The following is a 24,150-nucleotide window of genomic DNA, read 5'->3' as shown; positions in this document are numbered from 1 at the left end:
CCTAGATCGTGTACTCGAAGGTGTACCCCATTTTCTCCCCACCCATCGCGCCGCCGACGGTGCCGGTGCCGGTGAGTCCCGCCAGCTCGCCGGTGCCCGAGCCGGGGACGACCTCGAACGTCGAGGCGATGCCCTGGGCGTCGAACGTGAACTCGTGCTTCACGACGAACGTCCCTTCACGACCGCCGACCTTGCCCTCGAAGCGCTCGAAGCTCGGCGACGTCGTCGTGCCGCTCTCGTAGCCCTCGCCCGCGTAGTAGAGCAGCAGGTCGCAGACCGATTCACCCTCGATGACGCCGTCGTAGGCCATCGCGGCGTGCGCGTACGCGACCCGCGGGCCTCCTTCGGTCCCGCTGACGATGTTCTCTTCCCAGTTCTTCATGGTGAAAGCGTTCATGGGGACCACCCTGCCGGGTTTACCTGTCAGCTTGTGTCAGGTATTTCTGCCAGACTGGAAAACATGCGCGCCAGCCGGCTCCTGTCCGTCCTCCTGCTGCTGCAGAACCGCGGCCGGATGACGGCCGAAGAGCTGGCCGAGGAGCTCGAGGTCTCGGTCCGCACGGTCTACCGGGACATCGACGCGCTGTCGGCGTCCGGTGTCCCGGTGTACGCCGACCGCGGCCGGACCGGCGGATATCGCCTGGTCGACGGCTACCGCACCCGCCTGACCGGGATGACCGAGGAAGAGGCCCAGTCGCTGTCGCTGGCCGGGCTGCCGGTGGCCGCGGCCGAGCTCGGCCTCGGCACGGTCCTCGCGGCGGCCCAGCTCAAGCTGTACGCCGCGCTGCCGTCGGAGCTGCGAGACCGCGCCGGACGCGTCGCTGAGCGCTTCTACCTGGACGTCCCCGGCTGGCACCGCGGCATCGAAAGCCTGCCGGCGCTGTCCGCGATCGCCGACGCCGTGTGGTCGTCACACCGGATCCGGATCCGCTACGAGCGGTGGGGCCAGCGGGTCGTCGAACGCGACGTCGAGCCGCTCGGGCTGATCCTCAAGGCGGGCAACTGGTACCTCGCCGCCCGCTGCGACGGCACCGACCGCACCTACCGGATCTCCCGCGTGCTGGAGCTCACGGACCTGGGCGAGGAGTTCGAGCGGCCCGCCGGGTTCGACCTCGCGACGTACTGGCAGGAGTGGTCCGAGCAGTTCGAACGCCGGATGTACCCGCGCGTCGCCGTGGTGCGCCTGTCCCCGCGGGCGCAGGCTCTCGTACCGTTCTACGCGGGCTCGGTCGGCGCCCGCGCGCTGCGGGACTGCCCGAACGAACCGGACGCGGACGGCTGGCTCACCGTCGAGCTGCCGGTGGAGCCGGGGGAGCCGGCCATCGGCGAGCTGCTGCGCTTCGGGCCGCACCTGGAGGTCCTCGCCCCGGCGGACCTGCGGGCCGAGCTGGCGGAGGCGATCAAGGAGATGGGCGCGACCTATGGGTGAGCTGAGCGGCGTCACGATCGGCGTCACGGCCGAACGCCGGGCCGAGGAGTTCATCGACGCCCTCGAACGCCACGGTGCCCAGGTCCGGCACGCCCCGGCGATCACCATCGTGCCCTTGGGCAGCGACCCCGAGCTGCGCGCGGCCACCGAAGCCGCGCTGGCCGCCCGGGTGGACTTCACGGTGATCACGACCGGTGCCGGGTTCCGCGGCTGGCTGGCGGCGGCCGAGGACTGGGGCCTGCACGACCGGCTCGTGCAGGCGCTCGGGGAGTCCCGGATCTACGCGCGCGGCCCGAAGGCCGTCGGCGCGGTCCGCGGCGGCGGCCTGCGCGAGTCCTATTCGGCCGCGTCGGAGAGCAACGCGGAGCTGTTCGGAGCCCTGGTCGCCGCCGGTGTCGACGGCGCGCGGGTGCTGGTCCAGCTGCACGGCACGCCGCTCCCGGAGCACACGGAGCCGCTGGTGCGCGCCGGGGCCACGCTGCTTCAGGTGCAGCCGTACCGGTGGTACTCGCCGCCGGACGTGACGCCGGTGCACGACCTGATCGACGCGGCCGTGGCCGGTGAGCTGGCCGCACTCGCGTTCACCAGCGCCCCGGCGGCGGCGAACTTCCTGACGCTGGCACGGGACCACGGCCGCTACGCCGAGCTGCTGGCGGCGTTGCGCGGGCCGGTGGTGTGCGCGTGCGTCGGCCCGGTGACGGCGGCGCCGCTGGAGGAAGCCGGGGTGCGCACGCTGCAACCGGACCGGCAGCGCCTCGGCGCGCTGGTGAAGCTGCTGGTCACGACGCTCGGAACCTAGCTGTCAAGCGAGTGGGCGACGTTCTGCTCGAGTTGTCCACATCGGTCTCGGCCATCCACAGATTGGCCGCATCACCCGTTTGTGGCCGACCGGGCCGATAGACTGGAGCAGGGCACGGCCCCCTGGGTGGGCGGTTTCTAGGGGTGGTTGCAACACCTGAGTGTTCAGGAGTTGCCTCTTGTCCAGACCGGATCGGGATCGTGCCTCGGGTGAGGCAAGCAGGCGGGCGCAGCGGCGTGGCAGGCCATTGACCGCTGAGCGGGTGACCTACTTTGCGCTGGTGGGAGCGGGAACAGGCAGCAGGGAAGCGGCCCGGCAGGTCGGGGTCAACCACCGGACCGCGAAACGCTGGCGCGCCGAGGCCGCCCAAGCCGTGACGACACCTCGCCCGCCGGCCGCACGTGCGCCCGGATCAACACCGGCCGCGGATGGCCACCCCGATGGGGATGATCAGCGACCGACCCGCCGAAGCCGCCGACCGGGCAGTGCCCGGGCACTGGGAAGGCGACCTGATCATGGGAGCCCGCAACCGGTCCGCGATCGCCACCCTGGTCGAACGCACCACCCGGTATGTGATGCTGCTGCACCTGCCCGACGGTTACACCCCGAGCCAGGTCCGTGACGCCCTCATCGTCAAGATCGCCACACTGCCCGAACAGTTGCGGCGGTCGCTGACTTGGGATCAGGGCAGCGAGATGCACCTGCACGGCCAGTTCACCGCGGCCACAACCATGCCGGTCTGCTTCTGCGACCCACACGCCCCCTGGCAACGCGGATCCAACGAAACCACCAACGGTCTGCTGCGCCAGTACTTCCCCAAGGGAACCGACCTCGCCGTCCACACTGCCGAGCACCTGGACGCGGTCGCCATAGAACTCAACGACCGCCCCAGAATGACCCTCGGCTGGGACAGCCCCACCGAACGCATGACACAGCTGCTCAACACGACCCACAACCCGCAGCAGTGTTGCAATGACCGCTGGAAACCGCCGTGTGGCGGGGGTTTCGGTCTGCGGCGAGGGGCAAAACCGGCCATCCTTCGGGGGAGTCCTCCCAGGACTCCTGGCGCCCGAACGGCGTCAGGTCCATCAGCGCGTAGCTGTAGTCCATCGCTTCCACACCACGGCGTTTCGTCCAGTACGTCTCGAAGACGCGGTCGCCCTCACGCCGGTAGCAGACCAGGTGGAACAGCCCGATCTCCCGCCCGACGAGCAGCGTGTCCAGCGACGGCTGCGCCGAGTACCAGGGCATCTGCCAGTCCATGAAAGCCCGGTAGCGCAGGCTTTCCTCGTACGACGTCCGCGCGTCGGCCGGCTCCACCGAGACGTTGCGGCCCTGCGAGAACACCGCGTACGTGATGTCCCGCGAGTGCAGGTTGGCGAGCTCGGCGACCTGGTTGGTGTAGAACGTGCAGCCTTCGCACTGTTCGGCCGCCGGGCGGCCCGGGTTCCACATGAAGTAGTAGGCGATGAGCTGACGGCGGCCCTCGAACGCGTCGAGCAGGGTCACCGGGCCGTCCGGGCCGAGCAGCTCGAGCGTGGCGTCCACCTCGACCACCGGCAGCCGGCGCCGGGCCGCGGCGATCGCGTCGCCTTCGCGGGTGTGGGCCTTTTCCCTGCTGCGCAAGCGATCCAGCTCGGTTTGGAAGGTGGTTCGGTCGACGATGTCCATCACTTCTCCTTCAGGTTGACGGTGATCAGGACGGCGCTCACGAGCGTCACGGCCACGGCGACACCGAGCGCGAGGGGAGTGCCGCCGAGCACGGCGACCGCGCCCAGGACCGGGATGCCGACGGTGATCCCGACCTGCTGGGTCATCGACGTCAGCCCGGTGGCCAGGCCTTGGTCTTCGTCGGGCAGCCCGGACGTCGCGGTCACGGTGAACGCCACGATCGCGGACACGTGCCCGAAGAACCCGGCGAACAGGGCCGGGACCAGGATCAGCAGCGCCGTGCGGTCCGGGCCGAGGAACGCCAGGGGCAGGGTGGCCAGCGCCTGCACGACGAGCCCGGCGGCCAGCAGCACCCGGCTGCCGAAGCGGCCGATGGCCCGCCCGGCGAGCACGCCCGCGGCCACCGAGGCCAGGCCCGGCAGCCCGAAGACGAGGCCGGTGACCAGCGGCGACAGGCCCAGGACCCGCTGCAGGTAGAGCGTGGTCAGGTAGATCACCGCGGGCTCCACGGCGAACAGGACCAGGCCGCCGAAGTTGCCCCACTTGACCGTGCGACGGGCCAGGATCCGCGGCGGCACCAGCGGGGCCGGCGCACGCCGTTCGACCACCGCGAACGCGACCAGCAGCACGACCGCGGCCGCCGCGGCCACGAGACTCGACGTGATGACCGCGTAGACGAGCGCCAGCAGGCCGCCGCTGACCGTCACCGCGCCCGGCAGGTCCGGCCGCGTCCGCCCGGGCCGCGTCGACTCCGCCACGACCCGCGAAGCGACCAGGATCGCGACCGCCACCGGGACGTTGACGAAGAACGCCGCGCGCCAGCTCAGCAGGCCGACCAGCGCGCCGCCGACCAGGGCGCCGACGGTGAAGCCGCCGGAGAGCAGGGCGCCGTTGAGGCCGAGGACGCGGTCGCGCGCCCGGCCTTCGGCGAACGTCGTGGTCAGCAGCGAGAGCGCCGCGGGCAGCGTCATCGCGGTGGCGAAGCCCTGCAACGCGCGGGCCGTCAGCAGCAGTTCGGGGTTCGTGGCGACCCCACCCAGCAGCGACGCGGCGGCCAGCAGGGCCATCCCGGACCGGAACATCCGGCGGCGCCCGACGAGGTCCGCGAGGCGCCCGCACACCAGGGTGAAGCCGGCCGCGGGCAGCACGAACGCCGTGCTGACCCACGGCAACGCCGTCAGGTCGAGCCCGACACCCGCGCCGACCTGCGGCAACGCGACGTTCAGGATCGAGAAGTCGATCGACAGCAGGAAACCGGCGCCGAGCAGCACGGCCAGCACCGTGCGCTGTCTCGGCGTGAAACGGGCAGGGGGTAGCGCGACAAGGGACACGGGTTTCTCCAACCGGGGAGTCAGTCCTGCTCGGCGAGGCGCTTGATCTTGGCCAGGCGGCGGTCCCAGTCGGCCGCGAGCCCGGACATCCAGCGGGCTGTCGCGTCCAGGGCTTCGGACCGCACCGCGTACCGGACCTCGCGGCCGACCTTCACGCTGTCGACCAGCTGGGCCGTTTCCAGGACGGTGAGGTGTTTGACGATCGCCTGCCGCGAGACGGGGAGGCCGCCGGCGAGGGTGGTCGCGGTGGCCTGGCCGTGGGCGGCGAGCAGGTCGAGCACTTGCCGGCGGGTCGGGTCGGCCAACGCGGCCAGGACACCGTCGACGAGGTCGGAGGACATCACGCGGCGCGAGCGGTGAGTGCGGCGAAGCACTGCTCCCAGCCCGCGGTGTGGTCCTTCACGACGTTGCGGCGGTTCTCGTCGGACGTCGGCAGCTCGGTGAACCCGCTCTCGACGACGCGCAGCCGGGTGCCGCCGCCTTCGGGGGTCAGGGTGAACTCGACGAGCGTCGAGTTGTCTTCGCGCAGCTCCTCGCCGGGGAACGCGCTCACCCAGCGGTAGGCCAGGTAGTTCGGCGGATCGACCTTCTCGACGCGCATCGGGAACTCGCCGTGCTCCGAGTGCGTGACGACCAGGGTCTGGCCTTCTTCGGCCAGCGTGCCCCGGACGGTCTCGTCGTCGGTCGCCCAGAAACCGGGCTCGGCCACCAGGGCCCAGACCTTCTCCGGCGCCGCGGCGATCAGGGTCTCGCGTTCGATGATCATGTCGGACTCCTCTCATGTGCAACACCAGAGTTGCACATGATGGATGGTGGCGCAACCCTCGGGTTGCACTTCGGGGACCGGTCCCCGGGTCCGTGCACTACAAACCGGGTATGCCGCGGTCCAAGCGCCGGAAGCCCAGGAAGCCACGGCACCGCGTCCAGCCGAAAAGGCCGGAGCGAGTCGCCCCTGCCGAGGAGCGTCCGGCGCCGGAGCCGGTGGTGGCCCGGCCCGCTCCCGCGCGGGCCCGTGACGCCCTGGCCCTGGAGGAGCTCTGCCTCGAGCTCGTCCGCGCGGTGGACCTGCTGAAGACCAGGCACGATCCCCGGCTGGCGAAAGCCTTCCTGGAAGGCCGCCGGGTGGCGCTCGGGCTGCTCGCGCCGTGGTGGCGCCGGATCTTCCAGGCGCCGCGGGCCAGGTACCTGCGAGCGCTGGATCCGGCGCTGACCGCGCTGAAGCGGGAGCTGGAACGCCGCGAGACGATGTCGCGCCACATAGCCGACCTGGAGCGCCGCGCGCAGCTTCAGCTCGAGCTCTACCCTGCCCCCACGGGGGTCGGGATAGAGCCGATCGTGAACCCCTGCCTGGGCGCCGATCGGTGCGAAAACTGCGCTTCGCGCACCGAACGGCTGTTCGCCGTCATCGAGGACAGCGCGGTCGATGGCCCTCCGGCGGGCGTGCGGGTGGCCTGCGCGACGTTGTGCCGCGACTGCCGCGGAATCCCGTTCCGCACCCTGTTCGACCCGGCCGAGATCTCCCGGCGCGTCATCGCGCACCGATCCCACTGAGTGGGCCCGAGGTGAAGGCATGACCGGGTCCCGGTTACCTCGGCGGCGCCGTGTTCGTGTTCGGCGTGTGTGGCTGCGCGGCGCAGTTAGTCCTCGTCAGCCGGGACTTCGCCCGCTTCGGCCGCGCGGACGGCTTCGCGGCTGGCGGCTTCTTCGCTGAGCCCGCGCCGCCAGTACCCGGTGAAGCAGATCCGCCGCTTGTCGACTTCTCGCTCCCGCACGAGGTGTCGCCGCACCAACTTCACGACGCCCGCTTCGCCGGACACCCACGCGTACGGTGCCCCGCCCGGGAAGGTCGCTCCGCGCACCGCGTCCAGCAACGGCTCGCCCAGCGGTCGCGAGCCGCGGACGATCCAGTGGACTTCGACCGCTCCGCGCGTCTCGAACGTCTGACGCTCTTCGCGCTCCGAGACCTCGACGTAGACCGAAGCGCGCGTACCGGCCGGGAGCCGCTCGATGATCGCGCCGATCGCGGGCAGCGCCGTCTCGTCGCCGACCAGGAGCTGCCAGTCCGTGCCGGCCGGGACGTCGTAGAGGCCGTGCGGGCCCAGGAACGCCACACGGTCGCCCGGCGTGACCCGCGACGCCCACACCGAAGCCGGGCCGTCGTCCCCGTGCAGCACGAAGTCGACGTCGATCTCCGCCGCCGCCGGCCGGTGCGCGCGCACGGTGTAGGTCCGCATCGGCGGCCGGGCACCGTCGGGCATCGCGAGGTACGTGCGGTACCACGACAGGACGTCGGAGCCGGTCTCCGGCAGCACCGGCGCCTCCTGGCCCGGCAGCGGGAAGAAGACCTTGACGTACTGGTCGGGCGCCCCGGGCGGCACCTCGCGGAAGCTCGCCGCCTCGAACGTCACGCGCATCGTGTGCGGCGTGACCGGCCGGACCACGGTCACCCGCGCGCGGTGGTAGGTCAGGGCCGGGCGCTCCACCTGCGTCGTCATTAGGGGAGGCTAACCTAAAAACCAGGGCTCAGAACAGGCCCTCCTCTTCCTCGTCCGGCTGCCAGCGGTATTTGCGCAGGTTGACGCGCTGGCCGTCGGCCAGCACGCCCTCCGCGCGCAGCCGCTCCAGCTGGTCGTGGACCAGGTGCGGCGCCGGGGTGCCGTTCGCGCGCAGGATCCGGTGCCACGGCAGGTCGTGCCCGTCCTCGGCGAGGATCGCGCCGACCATCCGCGGTGAGGGGGCGCCCGCGAGCGCCGCGATGTCGCCGTACGTCGCCACCGTGCCGGCCGGCACCGACTCGATGATCTCCCGCACGCGCTCGTGCAGAACGTCGTCCATACCCCCACTCTGCCGCACGGGTACGACACTTTGAGGCGCCGCCCGTCGCACGCTCCGGCACCTTCACCGAACGCGCCGCCGTTAAGGCGTGCCGGTGCCACGCCGGTTACTCCGGTCGTGGTTCCATCGCTGGGTGAACGCGAGGCGAACGGCGCAGGCGGACGCGCGGCTGGTCCGCCCGCCGATCGCCGACGCACCCACGTTCACCTGGGACCCCGCGGCCCGGCGCCTGCTCTCCGCACCCGAGGGGTTCCGCCGCGTGCTCGGCGGCCCGGGCACCGGCAAGACGTCGCTGCTGGCCTCGGCCGCCACCCGCCGCATCGCCGAGGGCGCCGACCCGGAGAGCGTGCTGGTGCTCACCACGTCCCGCAAAGCCGCCGACGCGCTGCGCGCCGACATCACCCGGCGGCTCACCGCCGATCCCGACCAGGCGCGGCCGCTGCCGCGGACCGTCCGCGAGCCGCTCGTCCGGACCGTCCACTCCTACGCCTACTCGCTGCTGCGGCTGGAGGCGAACGCCGAAGAGCTCCCGCCGCCCCGGCTCCTCGCCGGCGCCGAGCAGGACGTCGTCGTCCGTGAGCTGCTGGCCGGTGACCTCGACGAAGAGGCCGAGTACTGGCCGGAGCAGCTGCGGCCGGCCCTGATGGTCCCGGGGTTCGCCGAGGAGCTGCGCGACCTGCTGATGCGCGCGGCCGAACGCGGACTCGGCCCGGAAGACCTCGCCGAGCTGGGCCGCCGCCGCGGCCGTGAAGAGTGGGTCGCCGCGGGGCAGTTCTGGGCGCAGTACGAAGAAGTCACGCAGCTGCAGGGCGCGGGCGGCAACGCGCTGGGGGTCGCGAGCGCGCCCGCGCTGGACGCCGCCGAGCTCGTCACCTCCGCGCTGCTCGCCCTGGAGGACGACGACGAGCTGCGCGAACGCGAGCGCACCCGCGTGCGGCACCTGTTCGTCGACGACGCGCACCACCTCGACCCGCTGCAGACCAGCCTGGTCCGGATGATCGGGCACACCGCCGCCGAGTTCGTGGTGGCCGGTGACCCCGACCAGAACGTGTTCTCTTTCCGCGGCGCGGACGCGCACCTGTTCGCCGACGCCGACCCGGACGGCAGCCGGACGGTCACGCTCACGACGGCGCACCGGCTCGCCCCGGCGGTGCGCGTGGCGGTCGCGAAGATCGGCCGGACGCTGCCCGGCGCGTCGGCGCACCGCAAGATCGTCCCCCCGGAGGGGGCGGTGGGCGGAAACGTCCGGGTCCGCGTGATGCCGACCCCGGCCGCCGAGGCGAGCTGGATCGCCGACCAGCTCCGCCGCGCGCACCTCGTCGACGGCGTGCCGTGGTCGGAGATCGCGGTGCTCGTCCGGTCACCGGCACGGACTTTCCTGGTGCTGCAACGCGCTTTGCGCGCGGCCGGCGTCCCGATCGGGTCGGCGACCGAAGAGCTGCCGCTGGCGAAACAGCCCGCGGTGCGGCCCCTGCTGGCGGTGCTGAAGCTCGCGCCGTCACCGGAGCTGCTCGACGTCGACCTCGCCGAAATGCTGCTGTCGTCGGCGCTCGGCGGCGCGGACCCGCTGGCGTTGCGCCGGCTGCGGCGCGGTCTGCGGCGGCTCGAACTGGCCGGTGGCGGGCAGCGGTCGAGTGACGAGCTGCTCGTGGAAGCGTTGCGCGGCGGGGACATCCTCGTCGGGCTGGCCGACGCCGAAGCCGAGCCCGTGCGGCGCGTCGGCGGTCTGCTGCGGCTCACGCACCAGGCCGTCCTGCGCGGGGACGGCGTCGAGCAGGTGCTGTGGCAGCTGTGGACCGAAAGCGGCTTCCAGGACAAGCTGCTGAAGCAGGTCGAGCGCGGCGGCTCGCTGGGCGCGCAGGCCGACCGTGACCTCGACGCCGTGGTCGCGCTGTTCGATGCCGCGGGCCGGTATGTCGACCGGCTGCCGCGCTCGAGCGTGTCGTCCTTCGCGGATTACCTGGGCGCGCAACGGATCGCGGGCGACACGCTCGCTCCGGCCGCGGTCCCGTCCGACGGTGTCTCGCTGCTCACCGCGCACGCCGCCGCCGGTCGCGAGTGGACGGTCGTCGCCGTCGCCGGGGTCCAGGAAGGCGCGTGGCCGGACCTGCGGCTGCGCGGGTCCGTGCTCGGGGTGGAACGGCTCAAGGACCTGATGGCCGGGGTCGACGACGACGCCGTCTCGCAGACCGCGCCGATCCTCGCCGAGGAGCGGCGCCTGTTCTACCTCGCGATGAGCCGCGCGAAGCAGACGCTGCTGGTCACGGCGGTTTCGGGTGAGGACGAGCAGCCGTCGCGGTTCCTCGACGACCTCGAGGAGAACGGCGCCGACGACGGCGGCCTGGATTCGCGGATGAAGCCGCCCGGCCGGTCGCTGGTGCTCGCCGAGCTGGTGGGGGAGCTGCGCGAGGTCGTCTGCGACGACAAGGCCGACCCGGCACGCCGGCGTCGCGCGGCGAAGCAGCTCGCGCGCCTGGCCGAGGCGAAGGTGCCCGGCGCGCACCCGTCGACGTGGTACGGCCTGCTCCCGGCGTCGACCGACGCGCCGGTGCACGCGGCCGGCGACCTGATCCGGATCTCACCGTCCACAGTGGAAATCCTGACGAAGTGCCCGTTGCGCTGGATGATCGAGCGCCACGGCGGCAGCGACCCGGCGCAGCTGGCCGCCGTCACCGGGACGCTGGTGCACGGGCTCGCGCAGGCGGTGGCGTCCGGCAGCACCGACGCGGAGCTGCAGGCCGCGCTGGACGACGCGTGGGTGCGCGTCGACGCGGGCGCGCCGTGGTTCTCCCGGCGCGAGCGGCGGCGGGTCGAAGGGATGCTGCAGAACTTCGTCACGTGGCTGGAGCGCAGCCGGGCCGAGCTCAAGGAAGCGGGCGTCGAGCAGGACATCGAGGTCGAGCTGCCGGCGGGCGGTTCGGACGAGCCGCGGGTGCTGCTGCGCGGGCGCGTCGACCGGGTCGAGCTGGACGCCGAGGGCCGCCCGGTGATCGTCGACATCAAGACGGGCAAGGTCCCGGTGTCGGGCGCGGAGGCCGAGGCGCACCCGCAGCTGGCGGCGTACCAGCTGGCGGTGCTGCTGGGAGCGATCAAGGGCAGCAACGAGCCCGGCGGCGCGCGGCTGGTGTACGTGGCGAAGGCGAACAACAAGACGGGCGCGACGGAGCGGTCCCAGCCGCCGCTGGACGAGGTGGGCGGCAAGCAGTGGCTGGAGCTGGTCCAGACGGCGGCGGCCTCGGCGGCGGGCCCGGACTACCAGGCCCAGGAGAACCCGGACTGCGACCGCTGCCCGGCGCGGGGCTGCTGCCCGCTGCGCCCGGAGGGCAGGCAGGTGCCGGGCCCGTGAGAGAGCTGAGTGAGGCCGGGCCTCGCCGCGGCGCGGGGTTGGGTGCCACCTCGGATGCCGTGGAGCTTTCACGTGAAAGCTCCACTCTGCCGCGCAAAGCGGAGCTTTCACGTGAAAGCTCCGTCCTGCTCGGCGCGGGAGGGCGCGCATGAGTCCCCTTGTCATCGCCAACCCCGTCGAGCCCGCCGAACTCGCCGACGCGCTCGGCCTGCACCGGCCGACGCCCGAGCAGGCCACCGTCATCGCCGCGCCCGTCGAACCCTCGCTCGTCGTTGCCGGGGCCGGGGCCGGGAAGACCGAAACCATGGCCGCGCGGGTCGTCTGGCTGGTGGCCAACGGGATCGTCAGCCCGGATCGCGTCCTCGGCCTCACCTTCACCCGCAAGGCCGCACGCCAGCTCGGGGAACGCGTCCGCGCTCGGCTGCGGCGGCTCGCCGGGTCCGGGCTGCTCGACCGGCTCGACCCTACCGGCGGGCTGCGGTCCACTGTGGTCGCCGGCGAGCCGACCGTCCTCACCTACCACGCCTACGCCGGGCGCCTGCTCTCCGAACACGGCCTGCGCCTGCCCGTGCAGCCCGGCGTGCGGCTGCTGTCCGAAACCTCGTCGTGGCAGATCGCGCACCGGGTTGTGTCCACTTGGGACAACGAGCTGGACACCGACCGCGTGCCGCCGACCGTCACCGCGGACGTGCTGCAGCTTGCCGGCGAACTCGGCGAGCACCTCATCTCGACCGACCAGCTCGCCAAGTACACCACCTGGATGTGCCGCGTCATCGAGAACGCGCCGCGTGCCAAGGGCCAGCGTGCCGCGCTGCCGCAGAAGCTCACCGAAATCATGGCCGCGCAGCACTTCCGGCTCGCGCTGCTGCCGCTGGTCGAGGAGTACCACCGCCGCAAGCGCAACGAAGGCGCGCTCGACTTCGCCGACCAGATGTCGCTGGCCGCCCAGCTGGCGAGCGGGTACCCGTCCGTCGTCCGCGGGGAACGGGAGCGGTTCGGCGCCGTGCTGCTCGACGAGTACCAGGACACCGGACACGCCCAGCGCGTGCTCCTGCGGGCGCTGTTCGGCGGCGTCGAGAACCCGCCGATGCCGGTCACCGCGGTCGGCGACCCCGCCCAGGCGATCTACGGCTGGCGCGGCGCCAGCGCGGCCAACCTCCCGCGGTTCACCACCGACTTCCCCCGCTTCGACGGCGAACGGCTCGTGCCCGCCCACGACTTCGGGCTGCTGACGAGCTTCCGCAACCCGCCGGAGATCCTCGACCTCGCCAACGCGATCGCCGAACCGCTGCGGGCGCGCGGCCTCGGTGTCGAACGGCTGCGGGCGCGCGAAGGCGCCGGATCCGGGGACATCGCGTGCGCGCTGCTGCCGGACATCCGCGCCGAACGCGAGTGGGTCGCCGACGCGCTGGCCCGGCGCTGGCACACCGTGCGCGAGGAGACCGGCAAGCCGCCGAGCGCCGCGGTGCTGGTGCGGCGCCGCGCCGACATGGCCCCGATCGCCGCCGAGCTGCGGGCGCGCGGGCTGCCGGTCGAAGTCGTCGGGCTCGGCGGGCTGCTGGACGAGCCCGAGGTCGCCGACCTCGTTTCGACGCTGAAGGTGCTCGCGGACCCGCTGTCGGGCAGCGCCGCGGCGCGGTTGCTGACCGGCGCCCGCTGGCGGCTCGCGGCCGCCGACGTCGCCGCGCTGTGGCGGCGCGCGGGGGAGCTGTCGAGCCCCGAAAAGGCCGAGGGCCCGGAGCTGGTCGTCGACCGCGTCGAGCAGGCCGGGCTGATCGACGCCGTCGACGAGCCGGGTGCGCCGGAGCGGTACTCGCCGGAGGGCTACCAGCGCGTGAAGCGGGTCAGCCGTGAGCTTTCGGCGTTGCGGCGGCGGCTCGACCAGTCGCTGCCGGAGCTGGTCGCCGACGTCGAGCGCACGATGCTCCTGGACGTGGAGTCGCTGGCCCGGCCGGGATCCGCCGGGCGCGCGCACCTGGACGCGTTCGCCGAGGTCGTCACCGACTACGCCGAGACGGCGCCGACGGCGACCCTGCTGTCCTTTGTGGACTACCTGAACACGGCCGCGCACGCCGAAGACGGGCTCACTCCCGGCGAGGTCGAGGTGGTGCCGGACCGCGTGCAGGTGCTCACCGTGCACTCGGCGAAGGGCCTCGAGTGGGAGGTCGTCGCCGTCCCGCACCTGGTGCAGGACGTCTTCCCCGGCCGGCGGCGGTCGTCGTCGTGGCTGCGGACCGCGACGTCGCTGCCCGCGGTGCTGCGCGGCGACGCCGAGGACCTGCCGGAGCTGCGGATCGCCGAGGGGTACGACCGCAAGGAAGTCCAAGAAGGACTGGAGCTGCACGAAGCCGGGTTCGTCGAGCGGGAGCAGTCTGAGGAGCGGCGGCTTTGTTACGTCGCGCTGACCCGCTCCGAGCACGCGCTGATCGTGTCCGGGCACTGGTGGAACGAAAGCAGCAGCCGGTCGAAGGGGCCGTCGGAGTTCCTGACGGAGATCGCCGGCGTGGTGCGCGAGACCGGCGTCGGGCAGCTCGCCGAGTGGGCGCCGGAGCCGGCCGCCGAGGACGAGAACCCGCTGGTGTCGGACTCCCGGACGGCCCGCTGGCCGCTCGACCCCCTGGCCGACCGCCGCACCGGTGTGCAGACCGGCGTGGACCTCGTGTTCGAAGCACTGTCCACTTCGGACGACGAAGAGTCCGAAGAGTCCGAAGAGGACGACCCGGACGGCTGGACGACCGACACCGACGTCCTGCTGGAGGAGTGGGCGCGCAAGGACGACCGGGTCCGGCGGGTCCCGCTGCCGTCGAAGCTTTCGGTGAGCCAGCTGGTCGCGCTCGCCGACGACGCCGACCGTCTCGCGACCGACCTCGGCCGGCCGCTCCCGGTGGAGCCCAACAGCTTCGCCCGCCGCGGCACGGAGTTCCACGGATGGCTGGAGCGCCGCTTCGCCGGTGACCAGCTCATCGAGATCGACGACCTCCCCGGCGCGGCCGACTTCGGCGAGGTCCCCGACGCGGACTTCGAAGACCTCCGGACGGCGTTCGAGCAGAGCGAATGGGCGTCGCGGGTGCCGCACGCGGTCGAGGTGACGTTCTCGGCCGACGTCGAGGGCATCACCCTGCGTGGCCGCATGGACGCCGTGTTCCGCCACCCGGACGGGTACTGGGAAGTGGTGGACTGGAAGACCGGCTCGGTGCCCCCGGAGTCCCGGCTCCCGGTGCTGTCGGTCCAGCTCGCGGCGTACCGGATGGCGTGGGCGGCGCTGAAGGACGTCCCGGTGGAGGAGGTCCGCGCGGCGTTCCACTACGTCCGCGCGAACCGCACGATCCGCCCGGCGGACCTCCTGGACCCGGAAGCCCTGCGCCGCCTGCTCCGCGACATCCCGGAGGCGTGACCAGACCCGTAACCGGCGTGATCAGGCCCGTATCTCGCGTGATTGAGGCCGTAACTCGCGAGATCCGGCTTCGATCACGCGAGATACGGCTCTGATCACGCGAGTTACGCGTTCGCTACTGGACTTGCAGCTCGGAGCTGCGGTGGGCCCAGACGGTCGCGCCCGGGTCGACGCGGCTGGGGCGGTTGCCGGCGTCGTGGCCGCAGAGGAGTGCCACCCAGTTGCCGTTGGCGGTGCTGTTCACCACGCCCGCCACCGTGATCGTGGCGACGATGGCGCCGTCGCCCGCGCTGCCCGGCGCGGCGCTCGTGCCGACCAGCGCGGTCGAGGTGTTGAGGACAACGCCGTCGGCGTCGGAGAGCCGGCAGCGGTAGTAGTCGCTCAGGCCCCAGTTGACCACCGTCGCCGTGGCCTGGACCACCCAGTTCCCGGTGCCGCCGGTGACGCTCGCGGTGCTCACCCCGACGTAGATCCCCGCGGACGCCGAAAGCTCCGTCGTCGAACGAGACCGGGCGAAGACGTCCTGAGTGGTGCCCGCGGCGGAAGCGGGCAACGAGCTGACGACTCCCGCGGCCGCCGCGCAGGCGGTGACCACGGCGGCGCTCCACAGCGCGACTCGGCGAACGGACATGGGCCCTCCCCTGAAAGTGCCGGACTTGTCGGCCCGACACTAAGGAGGACAACCGCGGGAAGCCCCGGCCTAAGGGGCCGACGATCAGGCGGCGTCGCGGACCTTCAGCGCCCACGCCACCAGCGGCCACTGCAGCGGCAGCCGGCCGAAAGCGATCGCACGCTGCGGCAACGGCGCGCGGCGCGCGTCCACCGCCATCTTGACGTTGCCCGGGAAGACGCCGACGAACAGCAGCGCCGCCGCCAGCCCACCCAGCCGGCGGGTCCGCGGAGCGGCCACGGCCGCCGCCACCGCCAGCTCCGCGGCACCCGAGCCGTACGTCCACACGCGCCGGGAACCCGGGAGGGACCGCGGGATCAGGCCGTCGAACGGCTTCGGGACGGCGAAGTGCAGGACGCCCATGAAGCCCAGCGCCCCCGCCAGGACGTGCGCGGGCCGTTGCGAGGTAGCCATCGGCCGATCGTTCCACGCGGCGGCGGTTCCCGCGGTTCGGCTATCCTCCGGGCGTGAGTGACGCTCGACACCGGCCGCCCGGAGCGGGTGCATGAAGGCGCTGAGGCGGCTGCCGCTCGGCAGCCTCACCGATCGCCCGGACCACGAGCTCGTCGGCGTCCTGCGGATGCCCGAGCTGACGGTCAGCCCCCTGCGTTCCATCCTCAAGCGGGTCATCGGCGCGACCCTCGCCCTGCTGCTGACCGTGGTCATCGTCTACGTCGACCGCGACGGCTACCGCGACGCGAACGGCGACGGCCTGTCCCTGCTGGACAGCCTGTACTACGCCACCGTCTCGCTCTCGACCACCGGCTACGGCGACATCGCGCCCGCGACGTCGTCCGCCCGGCTGGTGAACGTGCTGGTGATCACCCCGCTGCGGGTGCTCTTCCTCATCGTCCTGGTCGGCACGACCCTGGAAGTGCTCACCGAGCGCTCCCGGCAGGCGTTCAAGATCCAGAAGTGGAGGACGAAGGTGCGCGACCACACGGTCGTCGTCGGGTTCGGCACCAAGGGCCGGTCCGCCGTCAACGCGCTGCTCGGTGACGAGAACATCGCCCCGGGGCAGATCGTCGTCGTCGACACCGACCAGCAGGCCCTCGACGCGGCCAGCGCGCTCGGCCTCGTCGCCGTGCACGGCTCGGCCACCCGCTCGGACGTCCTGCGCGTCGCCGCGGTGCAGCACGCCCGCGCGGTGGTCGTCGCCCCGAACCGCGACGACACGGCGGTGCTCGTCACGCTCACCGCCCGCGAGCTGGCGCCCAAGGCGCACATCGTCGCGTCGGTGCGGGAGGCGGAGAACGTCCACCTGCTGAAGCAGTCCGGCGCCGACCAGGTCGTCGTCTCCAGCGAGACGGCCGGGCGGCTGCTCGGCATGGCGACGTCGACTCCGCTGGTCGTCGACATCATGGAGGACCTGCTCACCCCGGAGTCCGGCTTGGCGATCGCCGAGCGGCCGGTCGAGCCGTCCGAGGAGGGCGGGTCGCCGCGGCACCTGCCCGACCTCGTGCTCGGCGTGGTCCGCGACGGCGTCCTCTACCGCGTCGACGCCCCGCAGGCCGACGCCCTCGAACCCGGCGACAAGCTGCTCTACGTCAAGAAGGTCACGCAGGCGGAGAAGATCGAGCGATAGGTCCGCTTCGGCACTGAGCGGGACCGGGCCGCCTGGGTTTTGCCCGCCGGATCTGGAACCATGGCTTGGTGCCCCCGCGACCTCTCGCCCTGAAGTGGCCCACGGTGGCGATCCCCGCCGCGGCGGGCCTGCTCGTCGTGCTGCTGGCCTGGCTCGCCGGGCCGGGCCTGCTGGGCATCACCAACGACGACGTGGGCGCACCCGTGCAAGCCGAGGTCACGAAGCCGGCGCCGTGCGACGGGGCGGACGCGGTCGAGACCGTGAAGTTCACCGTCGCGGGCAAGACGCACGAGGGCACGCTGAACGGCTGCGGCCACGGCCAGGGCGAGCGCATCGACGTCGGCGTCCCGGAGGTCCTGCCGGACCAGGGCACGGTCACCGTCCGCGCCGCGGACACCTCGGCCGGCGCCTCGGACGCGCGCCGCCCGGTCGGCCTGTTCCTGCTGGTGTTCGCGTGCTTCTCCGGCGGGATGTTCGTCTACCTGTGGCTGAGCATCCCGCTGCGCCCCAAAACCGCTAGCTGACCTCGGACGACGGCGCCGCGAAGGTGTTGCAGTCGGCGATCCGGTTGCTCGTCGCGCCCGCCCGCCACCAGGACGCGTAGTGCGCGTTCGTCCCGTGGTCGTGGCTGCGGGAGGTGTTGTCGCCGCGGGTCTCCTGGTCGTTCCAGGCCTTGTTGTACATGTCGCGGCCGATCGTGCCGCCCTGGTCGACGTGCGCGCCGAGGAACATGCCCGAGAAGCACTGGGCCTGCAGCTCCTTGCGCCGGGACATCTCGAGCCCGGCCGGGCTGTTCTGGCCGGCTTCGTAGATCTTCTGCCAGGCCGCGTCCATCAGCCCGGCGACCTCCTGGACGTGGTGGCCGTACTCGTGGGCGAACAGGGCCAGGTAGACACCGGGGTTGTTGCCGTACTGGTCGGTCTGCAGCCCGCGGAACGGGACGTACAGGTTGTTCTCGCAGTAGTACGCGGCGGTCGCGATGCCGACCTGGATGGTGCCGCACTCGGTCTCGAAGCTCGCGCCGGTCGGGAAGTGCAGGGCCGGCGAGGTGAACGGCAGGTGGTAGGCCTCGAGGAACGGGCCCCACGCCGCGTCGAGGCACTTGCTGGCGGCCGTGAAGAACGCTTCCGCGCCCGCCTGGGTGCTCTGCCAGGCCGGCAGCGTGCAGACGCGGTTCTGCAGGCCCGCGTTCGGGTCCTGCAGGATCGGGTGGTCGGCCAGCTTGAGGATCTTCTGCGGGCCGGTCGCGCTGGGGGTCTGCACGTCGGTCGACGGCCCGGGGGACGCCGAGGCCGGGGCGCCCGCGCCGCCGGGCGGCAGCTGCGAGGGGGCGTCCTGTGACGTCGGCGTGTCGCGGTAGTTCGCGTTCGCCAGCGGGGCCTGGTCGCCGCGGTTGAGGGCCACGATCGCGACCAGCCCGAGCACCAGCACGGCCACCGCGCCGAGGCACACCCCGATGATCGCGGCCGGTGAGCGGCGCTTCGGGGCGGAGACGGTGTGCGGGTGACCCAGCCACGGGGGAGCCGGTTGCGCATCCGGCACCGGCGGCGGCTGGACGGTTCCGCGAGGCGGTACCTGGCCGTGGGGCGGTTGCGTCACTAGGCAGTCCCGAAGGGTCTCGGTACGGACCGGGGGTACCCGATCCCGCCGTTCAGCATATCGGGGGAACGGGCCCTCTCGCACCCGTCTGTGCGCGAGCGGTCACGACGCACCGACGTCACCCCAGGTCTGGCCGGGTGTGACCGGCTCTGAAAGAGTGGCGTCAAGCACGTACTGCAGGCGAGGGGCTTCGATGACAGACACCGGTGGCGCGCCCGGCGGAGAGGGCGCCGACACGCCGACACCGAGCCAGGGGATCCCCCAGGCTCCCGCCCCTGGATCGGGTGAACCGAAGCCGCCGGAAGGTCACTCGGCGTCACCGGCGACGCCGCCGCGCGGGTGGCAGGCGCCGGATTCGCAGCCCACCCCGCCACCCGGTTGGCAGGCCCCCGGCCCGCCGGCCCCGCCGACCGCGTCCTACGGCATGCCGCAGTACCCGGGCCGGCCGCCGCGGTGGAACCCGCACGGCCTCGGCAAGCCCGGCGTGATCGCGCTGCGGCCGCTCAACATCGGCGACGTCCTCGACGGCGCGATCACCACGATCCGCCGGCTCCCGCTGCTGACCCTGGGCATCGGCGCGGTGGTGGCGGTGATCGCCGCGGCCGTCACGTTCGTCGTGCAGAAGTTCGTGCTCACCGACCTCGAGAGCCTCGCGAACACCGCGCAGCTCGGGCCGGGCGCGACCGAGGCGGAGCTGCGTGACGCGCTCTTCGGCACGTTCGGCGACCTCTTCCTGGTCGCCATCCCGGCCGCGCTGATCTCGACGTTGCTGATGACCGTCACCACCGGCCTGATGGCCGCGGTGATGGGCCGGGCCGCGCTCGGCCGCGAGGTCACCTTCGGCGTCGCCTGGGCCGAGGTACAGCCGCGGCTGCTGCCGCTGCTCGGCGTCGCGTTCGTCTACTCGCTGGTCTCGACCATCGGCCTGATGCTCTGCATCATCCCGGGCGTGGTGGCCTGGGTGTTCTGGGCGCTGGCCGCCCCGGCGCTGGTCCTCGAGCGCGGCAGCTTCCGGCAGGCGTTCTCGCGGTCGGTCACGCTTGTCAAGGCCGCCTTCTGGCGGGTGCTCGGCATCCTCGTCCTGGCGCGCATCATCGAGTCGTTCTTCGAGAACATCATCCAGGTGCCGTTCAGCCTCGGGTCCGGCGTGTTCTCCGGCATCCTGAACCCGGGCAAGGTCGTCGTGCCCGGCACCGGCGACCTGCTGCTGCAGGCGGCCGGGCAGATCGTCTCCGGCACCATCGCGATCCCGTTCGTCACGCTGGTCACCGTGATCGTCTACCTCGACCAGCGGATGCGCCACGAGGGCATGGACATCGAGCTGGCCCGCGCGGCCGGAGTGCAGCAGCCGCCGCAGGCATGGTGACGCTGTTGTTTCCGGGGCCGAGCCCCGGGCCCCAGCCGGGGGGCAAGCCCCCCTGGACCCCCCAACTGCGCTGGGTGACCGACGTCCCGGTCGACATCGACCGGGACACTGCGCGGCGCGCGGCCGCCGAAGAGCTGTCGGACCCGAAGTACCGCGACGCGAAGCCGAACATCCTGCAGCAGGTCGGGCAGTGGCTCGGCGAGCAGCTGCAGAAACTGCTGGACGGGCTGTCGTCGGTGGTCCCGGGCGGGATCTTCGGGCTGGTGCTGGTCCTCGTGCTGCTGATCGTGCTCGTGGTGGTCGTCCGGTTGCGCACCGGCAAGATCGCCCGCACGGCCCGCGCCGAGCGCGCCGTCTTCGGCGGGGCGCGCCAGAGCGCCGCCGACTACCGCCGCTCGGCGGCCGAAGCCGCGGCCGCCGGCCGGTTCGACGACGCCGTGCGCGACCGCTTCCGCGCCGTCGTGCGGGCGCTGGAGGAACGCGCGCTGCTGGACGCCCGCTCCGGCCGGACGGCCGACGAGGCCGCCGTCGAGGCCGGGGTGCTGCTGCCGAACGTCGCGGAAGCGCTGCGGCAGGGCGCGAGGCTCTTCGACGACGTCCACTACGGCGGCCGCGAAGGCACCGAAACGGCGTACCGGACGCTGACCGAGCTGGACGAGCGCTGCCGCCGTGAACGCCCGGTCGCCTTGGCGGGCCCGTGACCACGTCGGTTTCCCCGGACCTGCGCCGGATCTGGCGCGGCGTGCGGATCCCCCTCGCCCTCGTCGCGCTGATCTTCGCCGCCGGCGCGTTGCTCCTGCTCGGCCGCGGAGAGCAGACGCACGGCATGCTCGAACCCGGCTCCTACGAACCCGGCGGCGCGCACGCGCTGGCGCAGCTGCTGCGCGACCAGGGTGTGGACGTCCGCACCGCGCACACCATCGGGGAAGCCGACAGCGAGCTCGGCGAAAACGCGACACTGCTGGTCACCCAGCCGGACCTGGTCCCCGCGAAGCGGCTCGACGCGCTGCGCGAGCGCGCCGCCGACGTCGTCCTGGTGACACCGGGCGCGCCGACGCTGCGCGATTCGCTGCCGCTGGTGCGGCCGGTCGGCCAGAGCGGCCAGGAAACCCTGAGCCCGCAGTGCACGGTGGCCGCAGCTGTCGCGGCCGGCGACGTCACGCTCGGCGGGGTCGGGTACGCCGCACCCGGCGCGCGCTCGTGTTACCCCGCCGAGGACGGCGGCGGCACGCTGCTGCAGTTCGCCGACAACGGCGGCACGACGACGCTGCTCGGCTCGTCGGCGCCGCTGACCAACGCGAAGCTCGGCGACCAGGGCAACGCGGCGCTGTCGCTGCACCTGCTCGGGGCGCACCCGACGCTCGTCTGGTACCTGCCGTCGGTGACCGATCCGGCGCTGGACGCCAGCCGGAAGTCGATCTTCGAGCTGATCCCGGACGGCTGGTACTTCGGCGCCGCGCAGGCGTTCATCGCCGTGGCGCTGCTGGCCTTGTGGCGCGCCCGCCGGCTCGGCCCGGTCGTCACCGAGCCGCTGCCGATCGTCGTGCGCGCGGCCGAAACCGCCGAGGGACGCGCCCGGCTGTACCGGCGGGCGAAAGCCGCGGGCCACGCGGGCGAGACACTGCGGGAAGCGGCGCGGGCCCGGCTGCGGACCGCGCTGGGGCTGCCCCGCGACGCCGACGCGGCGGCGCTGGTGAGCTCGGTGAGCGAACGGACCGGACGGCAGGCCGCCGACGTCGGCGCGGTCCTCTACGGCCCGCCGGTGCCGGACGACCCCGCGCTGGTCCGGCTGGCCGGCGAACTGGACAGGGTGGAACGAGAGGCAGGGCGAACTTGACCAGCGAGAATCCGACCGGGGCCCGGGACGCGCTGATCGCGCTGCGCGCCGAGGTCGGCAAGGCCGTCGTCGGCAACGACGCCGCCGTCACCGGGCTGATCCTGGCCCTGCTCTGCCGGGGGCACGTGCTGCTCGAAGGCGTCCCGGGGGTGGCGAAGACGCTGCTGGTGCGCGCGCTCGCGGCGGCGCTGGACCTGGAGACGACGCGGGTGCAGTTCACGCCGGACCTGATGCCCGGCGACGTCACCGGCTCGATCGTCTACGACGCGCACAGCGGCGAGTTCTCCTTCCGCGAGGGGCCGGTGTTCACGAACCTGCTGCTCGCCGACGAGATCAACCGGACCCCGCCGAAGACGCAGTCGTCGCTGCTGGAGGCGATGGAGGAGCGGCAGGTCTCGCTCGACGGCAAGTCGCGGCCGCTGCCCGACCCGTTCATCGTGATCGCCACCCAGAACCCGGTGGAGTACGAGGGCACCTACCCGCTGCCGGAGGCGCAGCTGGACCGGTTCCTGCTGAAGCTGACCATGCCGACGCCGTCGCGCGAGGACGAGATCGGCATCCTCTGGCGGCACGCGCAGGGCTTCGACCCGCGCAACCTCGCCGCCGCGGGCCTCAAGTCCGTCGCGGGGGCCGCGGAACTCGCGGCCGCACGCGAAGCCGTCGCACGCGTGACGATCGGGCCCGAGGTGATCGGGTACGTCGTCGACCTGTGCCGCGCGACGCGGTCCCTGCCGTCGGTGCGGATCGGCGTTTCCCCGCGTGGCGCCACGGCTTTGCTCGCGGTGACGCGCGCGTGGGCGTGGCTCGCCGGACGCGACTACGCGACGCCCGACGACGTCAAGGCGCTGGCGCGGCCCGCGTTGCGGCACCGCCTGGACGTGCGGCCGGAGGCGGAGCTCGAAGGCGTCACCGCGGACGGGGTGCTCGACCGCGTCCTCGCGTCCGTGCCCGTGCCGCGCTGACATGGCCGTCACCGGAAGGCTCGGGCTGCTGGCGCTGTTCGGCGCGCTGGTGGTCGGGCTGCTCGCGCCGTCGGACACCGGGATCCTGGCGGTCGGCGGGGTGCTCCTGCTGCTCGTGGTCGTCGACCTCGTGCTGGCCGGGAGCGTGCGGCCGTTGACCTTCCGGCGGTCCGGCGACACGTCGGTGCGGCTCGGCGAGCCGTGCGAGGTGACGCTGGTCGTCGCGAACCCCGGCGGACGAACCGTGCGGGGGCTGCTGCGTGACGCGTGGCCGCCGTCGGCCGGTGCGTCGGACCGGCATCCGGTGCGCGTGCCGCCGGGGGAGCGGCGGACGGTGGTGACGTCCTTGAAGCCGTCGCGGCGCGGTGACCGGACGGCGGCGCGGGTGACGGTCCGGTCGGTGGGGCCGTTGGGTTTGGCGGCTCGGCAGGGTTCGCACGAGGTGCCGTGGACGGTCCGCGTGCTGCCGCCGTTCCACAGCCGCAAGCACCTGCCTTCGCGGCTGGCGCGGCTGCAGCAGCTCGACGGCCGCAACGCGGTGCTGATCCGCGGCCAGGGCACGGAGTTCGACTCCCTGCGCGAGTACGTGATCGGCGACGACGTCCGTTCGATCGACTGGCGGGCGACGGCGCGAGCGGCCGACGTGATGGTCCGGACCTGGCGCCCGGAACGCGACCGGCACGTGGTGCTGGTGCTCGACACGGGCCGCGTCTCGGCCGGCCGGGTGGGCGACGCCCCGCGCCTCGACGCGGCGATGGACGCGGCGTTGTTGCTGGCAGCACTGGCTTCCCGGGCGGGTGACCGCGTCGACCTGCTGGCCTACGACCGCCGGCTGCGCGCCGCGGTGCAGGGGTCGTCCGGGGCGGCGCTGCTGACGTCGCTGGTGAACGCGATGGCTCCGCTGGAACCGTCCTTGGTGGAGACGGACGCGCGCGGGATGATCGCCGAGGTGCTGCAGCGCACCCGTCGGCGGTCGCTGGTGGTGCTGTTGACCGGCTTGGACGCGGCGCCGCTGGAGGAGGGGTTGTTCCCGGTGCTGGGCTCGCTGACCACGCGGCACGAGCTGGTGGTCGCGTCGGTGGCGGACCCGAGGGTGGCGGAGATGCTGACCGGCCGCGGTGACGCGGAAGCCGTGTACGACGCGGCGGCGGCGTCGCGGGTGGTGGCCGAACGGCAGCGCGTCACCGAACGGCTGGCGCGGCACGGCGTGAGTGTGGTGGACGCGGTGCCGGAGGAGCTGCCGCCGGCGTTGGCGGACCGGTACCTGGCGTTGAAGGCGGCCGGGCGGCTCTGACGGGTGACTCCGGTGGTGGGCGTCCGGCCGGA

22 protein-coding genes and 1 pseudogene are annotated in these 24,150 nt (G+C 72.9%); 13 read left to right on the top strand and 10 right to left on the bottom strand.

The window, feature by feature from the left end; genetic code table 11:
- Position 1 precedes the first annotated feature (1 nt).
- Positions 2-397: a DUF3224 domain-containing protein gene (locus ACZ61C_RS04955; RefSeq protein ID WP_465302986.1), complete on the bottom strand. Its 396-nt coding sequence runs from the start codon at positions 395-397 to the stop codon at positions 2-4.
- Between the two features lie 63 nt (positions 398-460).
- On the opposite strand from ACZ61C_RS04955, the gene ACZ61C_RS04950 reads away from it, so the two are divergent.
- From ACZ61C_RS04950 to ACZ61C_RS04940, 3 genes and pseudogenes are all read left to right on the top strand, one after another.
- Positions 461-1,429 carry a helix-turn-helix transcriptional regulator gene (locus ACZ61C_RS04950; RefSeq protein WP_465302984.1) on the top strand — a complete coding sequence of 323 codons (969 nt, stop codon included), beginning with the start codon at positions 461-463 and terminating at the stop codon, positions 1,427-1,429.
- Positions 1,422-2,228, top strand: coding sequence for a uroporphyrinogen-III synthase (locus ACZ61C_RS04945; RefSeq protein WP_465302982.1), 807 nt, complete (start codon positions 1,422-1,424; stop codon positions 2,226-2,228). Before ACZ61C_RS04950 ends, ACZ61C_RS04945 begins: the two co-directional genes overlap by 8 nt.
- 389 nt (positions 2,229-2,617) lie before the next feature.
- Positions 2,618-3,169, top strand: a pseudogene (locus tag ACZ61C_RS04940) (IS30 family transposase); the annotation flags it as partial.
- Here the strand turns inward: ACZ61C_RS04940 and ACZ61C_RS04935 are convergent.
- The 4 genes from ACZ61C_RS04935 to ACZ61C_RS04920 form a co-directional block, all read right to left on the bottom strand.
- On the bottom strand, positions 3,168-3,899 hold the full coding sequence (locus ACZ61C_RS04935; RefSeq protein ID WP_465302980.1) for a DUF899 family protein: 732 nt from the start codon (positions 3,897-3,899) through the stop codon (positions 3,168-3,170). The pseudogene ACZ61C_RS04940 and the gene ACZ61C_RS04935 overlap by 2 nt on opposite strands.
- Complete coding sequence (locus tag ACZ61C_RS04930; protein ID WP_465302978.1) at positions 3,899-5,179, bottom strand: MFS transporter; 1,281 nt, start codon at positions 5,177-5,179, stop codon at positions 3,899-3,901. The genes ACZ61C_RS04935 and ACZ61C_RS04930 overlap by 1 nt, the downstream gene beginning before the upstream one ends.
- A gap of 71 nt (positions 5,180-5,250) precedes the next feature.
- On the bottom strand, positions 5,251-5,571 hold the full coding sequence (locus ACZ61C_RS04925; protein ID WP_465302976.1) for an ArsR/SmtB family transcription factor: 321 nt from the start codon (positions 5,569-5,571) through the stop codon (positions 5,251-5,253).
- Positions 5,571-5,996 carry an SRPBCC domain-containing protein gene (locus ACZ61C_RS04920; RefSeq protein WP_465302974.1) on the bottom strand — a complete coding sequence of 142 codons (426 nt, stop codon included), beginning with the start codon at positions 5,994-5,996 and terminating at the stop codon, positions 5,571-5,573. The genes ACZ61C_RS04925 and ACZ61C_RS04920 overlap by 1 nt, the downstream gene beginning before the upstream one ends.
- Positions 5,997-6,214: 218 nt before the next feature.
- Between ACZ61C_RS04920 and ACZ61C_RS04915 the strand changes: the two genes are divergently transcribed.
- On the top strand, positions 6,215-6,781 hold the full coding sequence (locus ACZ61C_RS04915; protein ID WP_465302972.1) for a hypothetical protein: 567 nt from the start codon (positions 6,215-6,217) through the stop codon (positions 6,779-6,781).
- Positions 6,782-6,867: 86 nt separating this feature from the next.
- Here the strand turns inward: ACZ61C_RS04915 and ACZ61C_RS04910 are convergent, their stop codons facing one another.
- Positions 6,868-7,725, bottom strand: coding sequence for a siderophore-interacting protein (locus tag ACZ61C_RS04910; RefSeq protein WP_465302970.1), 858 nt, complete (start codon positions 7,723-7,725; stop codon positions 6,868-6,870).
- Positions 7,726-7,753: 28 nt separating this feature from the next.
- Positions 7,754-8,065, bottom strand: a complete 312-nt coding sequence (locus tag ACZ61C_RS04905) for an MGMT family protein (RefSeq protein ID WP_465302968.1) — start codon at positions 8,063-8,065, stop codon at positions 7,754-7,756.
- A 133-nt stretch (positions 8,066-8,198) separates the two neighbouring features.
- Here ACZ61C_RS04905 and ACZ61C_RS04900 point away from each other — a divergent pair, with 133 nt between their 5' ends.
- Both ACZ61C_RS04900 and ACZ61C_RS04895 read left to right on the top strand, forming a co-directional pair.
- Positions 8,199-11,411: an ATP-dependent helicase gene (locus ACZ61C_RS04900; protein ID WP_465302966.1), complete on the top strand. Its 3,213-nt coding sequence runs from the start codon at positions 8,199-8,201 to the stop codon at positions 11,409-11,411.
- A 148-nt stretch (positions 11,412-11,559) separates the two neighbouring features.
- Positions 11,560-14,805: an ATP-dependent helicase gene (locus ACZ61C_RS04895; protein WP_465302964.1), complete on the top strand. Its 3,246-nt coding sequence runs from the start codon at positions 11,560-11,562 to the stop codon at positions 14,803-14,805.
- A gap of 115 nt (positions 14,806-14,920) precedes the next feature.
- Here ACZ61C_RS04895 and ACZ61C_RS04890 read toward each other — a convergent pair whose 3' ends face one another.
- Positions 14,921-15,436: a hypothetical protein gene (locus ACZ61C_RS04890; protein ID WP_465302962.1), complete on the bottom strand. Its 516-nt coding sequence runs from the start codon at positions 15,434-15,436 to the stop codon at positions 14,921-14,923.
- An 84-nt stretch (positions 15,437-15,520) separates the two neighbouring features.
- Complete coding sequence (locus ACZ61C_RS04885; protein ID WP_465302960.1) at positions 15,521-15,889, bottom strand: DoxX family protein; 369 nt, start codon at positions 15,887-15,889, stop codon at positions 15,521-15,523.
- 91 nt (positions 15,890-15,980) lie between these two features.
- On the opposite strand from ACZ61C_RS04885, the gene ACZ61C_RS04880 reads away from it, so the two are divergent.
- Complete coding sequence (locus tag ACZ61C_RS04880; RefSeq protein WP_465302958.1) at positions 15,981-17,060, top strand: potassium channel family protein; 1,080 nt, start codon at positions 15,981-15,983, stop codon at positions 17,058-17,060.
- Between the two features lie 104 nt (positions 17,061-17,164).
- On the top strand, positions 17,165-17,584 hold the full coding sequence (locus ACZ61C_RS04875) for a hypothetical protein (RefSeq protein WP_465304183.1): 420 nt from the start codon (positions 17,165-17,167) through the stop codon (positions 17,582-17,584).
- Here ACZ61C_RS04875 and ACZ61C_RS04870 read toward each other — a convergent pair.
- Positions 17,577-18,602 carry a neutral zinc metallopeptidase gene (locus tag ACZ61C_RS04870; protein WP_465302956.1) on the bottom strand — a complete coding sequence of 342 codons (1,026 nt, stop codon included), beginning with the start codon at positions 18,600-18,602 and terminating at the stop codon, positions 17,577-17,579. The two genes, ACZ61C_RS04875 and ACZ61C_RS04870, sit on opposite strands and share 8 nt — an antisense overlap.
- 250 nt (positions 18,603-18,852) lie before the next feature.
- On the opposite strand from ACZ61C_RS04870, the gene ACZ61C_RS04865 reads away from it, so the two are divergent.
- The 5 genes from ACZ61C_RS04865 (at position 18,853) to ACZ61C_RS04845 (ending at position 24,118) form a co-directional block, all read left to right on the top strand.
- Positions 18,853-20,025, top strand: a complete 1,173-nt coding sequence (locus tag ACZ61C_RS04865; protein ID WP_465302954.1) for a proline-rich domain-containing protein — start codon at positions 18,853-18,855, stop codon at positions 20,023-20,025.
- 65 nt (positions 20,026-20,090) lie between these two features.
- Complete coding sequence (locus tag ACZ61C_RS04860) at positions 20,091-20,726, top strand: DUF4129 domain-containing protein (protein ID WP_465304181.1); 636 nt, start codon at positions 20,091-20,093, stop codon at positions 20,724-20,726.
- Positions 20,723-21,862 (top strand): DUF4350 domain-containing protein, encoded by a 1,140-nt coding sequence (locus tag ACZ61C_RS04855; protein WP_465302952.1) that lies wholly within the window; start codon positions 20,723-20,725, stop codon positions 21,860-21,862. Before ACZ61C_RS04860 ends, ACZ61C_RS04855 begins: the two co-directional genes overlap by 4 nt.
- On the top strand, positions 21,859-22,824 hold the full coding sequence (locus ACZ61C_RS04850; protein WP_465302950.1) for an AAA family ATPase: 966 nt from the start codon (positions 21,859-21,861) through the stop codon (positions 22,822-22,824). The genes ACZ61C_RS04855 and ACZ61C_RS04850 overlap by 4 nt, the downstream gene beginning before the upstream one ends.
- Before the next feature lies 1 nt (position 22,825).
- Positions 22,826-24,118: a DUF58 domain-containing protein gene (locus ACZ61C_RS04845; RefSeq protein ID WP_465302948.1), complete on the top strand. Its 1,293-nt coding sequence runs from the start codon at positions 22,826-22,828 to the stop codon at positions 24,116-24,118.
- Positions 24,119-24,150 lie beyond the last annotated feature (32 nt).

This window comes from Amycolatopsis sp. NPDC104587, assembly GCF_055583645.1.
The sequence above is the reverse complement of the archived record's forward strand: the minus strand, read 5'-3'. Positions and strand labels throughout refer to the sequence as shown.